Source organism: Variovorax sp. P4_D9 (assembly GCF_056401695.1).
In genome coordinates this window covers 1-2,567 of sequence record NZ_JBFUIU010001062.1, presented here as the reverse complement: position 1 = coordinate 2,567, position 2,567 = coordinate 1, and the positions used below count along the sequence as shown (strand labels likewise).

At 71.0% G+C, this 2,567-nt stretch carries 1 protein-coding gene; it reads left to right on the top strand.

From position 1 onward, the window contains the following. Positions 1–62 precede the first annotated feature (62 nt). On the top strand, positions 63–2,567 hold a 2,505-nt coding region (locus AC1DY5_RS50875; RefSeq protein ID WP_478121892.1), incomplete at its 3' end, for a YhdP family phospholipid transporter.

Genomic DNA, 2,567 nt, shown 5'->3' with positions numbered 1-2,567 from the left:
CGCCGGTGCCTGCGGGCGCGACCGCGCCGCCGCCGCCGCGCGAGCCGGCCGGAAGWCCCGGCGTGCGCGGCGCCACGTTCGACTTCGATGCCAACCAGGCCGGCGGCAGCGCCACCCTGTCGATCGCCGATGGCGCGCTCGACCTGCCAGGCGTGTTCGAGGAGCCGGTGGTGCCGATCGAGCGGCTGTCGACGCAGCTGCAATGGAAACTCGATCGCGGAGCGATGCAAATACAGGTCTCGAACCTGCGTTTCGCGAACGTCGACGCCGAGGGCGAGGCCCAGGCCAGCTGGCGCACCAGCGACCCCGCGGTCTCGCGCGGCGCCGATCGCTATCCCGGCATCCTCGACTTGCAGGGCCGGCTGACGCGTGCCGATGGCACCCGCGTCTGGCGCTACCTGCCGCTCCACATCCCCAAGCAGACGCGCGACTACGTGCGCGACGCGGTCACCAGGGGAACCGCCAGCTCGGTCGACTTCAAGGTCCGGGGCGACCTCTGGGACATGCCTTTCATGGACCCCAAGCAAGGCGATTTCCGGATCGCCGCGAAGGTCGCCGACGTCAGCTATGCCTACGTGCCGCCGACCCCGGGCTCGGCCACCCACTGGCCGGCGCTCACGGGCCTATCGGGTGAACTGGTGTTCGAGCGTGCCGGCATGCTGGTGCGCAATGCCCGCGGCCGGATCGCCGGCGCGAAGGGGATCGAGGTCACCCGGGCCGAGGCGCAGATCGCCGACATGTCGCACCATGCGCCGCTGCTCAAGGTCGATGCGCAGGCCAAGGGCCCGCTCGGCGAACTGCTGCGCGTCGGCGGGCCGCTGGCCGGCGAGGTCGGCGGCACGCTGGCGGAGATGCGCGCGACCGGCGATGCAGACTACAAGCTGCGTCTCGAACTGCCTTTGGAGGCGATGGACAAGACCAAGGTGCAGGCCAGCATCGTGCTGAGCGACAACGAGCTGCAGTTGGCGGCCACCGCGCCGGCCCTGAGCCAGGCGCGCGGCACCCTGAGTTTCACCGAGAACGGGTTCGCCATGGCCGGGGTGCAGGCCCGCGGGCTCGGCGGGGCGATGCGGATCGAAGGCAGCGGCCGCTTCACGGACAAGCAGGCGCTGGACATCCGGGTCCAGGGCACCGCGAGCGCCGACGGCCTGCGCGCGGCGCGCGAGGTCGACTGGCTGGCCCGGCTGGCGAAGAACGCGACCGGCAGCACGCCCTATGCGGCCACCTTCTCGGTGCGCGAAGGCATCCCCGAATTCCTCCTCACCAGCAGCCTGCAGGGCCTGGGGCTGCAGTTGCCGGCCCCGATGGCCAAGGCGGCCGAGGATCCGATGGCGCTGCGGGTCGAGAAGAGGGTGGTGCTGCGCGAAGCCCGCGCTGCCGGCGCCGCGCCGCTGGTCCACGACCAGATATCGGTCGAGCTCGGCAAGGTCGGGACGGCCAGCTATGTGCGCGACATCTCGGGCCGCGAGGCACGGGTGCTGCGCGGTGCCATCGGCATCGGGCTGGAGTCCGGCGAGGCCGCGCCGCTGCAGGAGCGCGGCGTGTTCGCCAACATGCGCTTCGCGCGGCTCGACCTGGGCGCCTGGCAGTCGCTGTTCAGCGCCGCCACCGGCAAGGCGCCCGAAGCGGTGGCCAACGTCGAGAGCGGCGACGATGCGCTGGCCTATCTGCCTACGGTCATCGCCTTGCGCGCGCAGGAACTGGTCTTCGGCGGCCGCACGCTGCACGACGTGGTGCTCGGCGGCACGCGCGACGGCCAGCTTTGGCGCGCCAACGTCGACGCCGTGGAATTGAGCGGCTATGCCGAATACCGCCATGCGCAGGCCGGCCGCCTCTATGCGCGCCTGGCCCGTCTCAAGATTGCCCCCAACGAAGCGACCGCGGTCGAGTCGCTGCTGGACGAGCAGCCGAGCACCCTGCCGGCACTCGACATCGTGGTCGACGACTTCGAGCTGCTGGGCCGCCGGCTCGGACGGGCCGAGATCGACGCCGTGAATCGCGGCGGGGTCGGGCGCGAATGGCGGCTGAACAAGCTGACCCTCAGCAATCCGGATGCGACCTTCAATGCTCAGGGCAGCTGGGCGGCGCCGCCCGGCGGCGGCGCGGGACGCGAGCAGCGCCGCACCACGATGGCTTTCAAGCTCGACATCGCGGATGCCGGCGCCCTGCTGAACCGCTTCGGCATGAAGGACGTGGTGCTGCGCGGCCGTGGCCGGCTCGAGGGCGAGATGAACTGGACCGGCTCGCCGTTCTCGATCGACTACCCCAGCCTGGGCGGCAATCTGCAGATCGACGTCGAATCGGGGCAGTTCCTGAAGGCCGACCCGGGCATTGCCAAGCTGCTCGGGGTGCTGAGCCTGCAGGCCCTGCCGCGGCGCCTCACGCTCGACTTCCGCGACATCTTCAGCGCCGGCTTCGCCTTCGACTTCCTGCGCGGCGATGCCAAGATCGTTAAGGGCGTGGCCTCCACCAACAACCTGCAGATGAAGGGCGTCAACGCCGCCGTCCTGATGGACGGCTCGGCCGACATCGCCCGCGAGACCCAGAGCATCCGCGTGGTGGTGGTG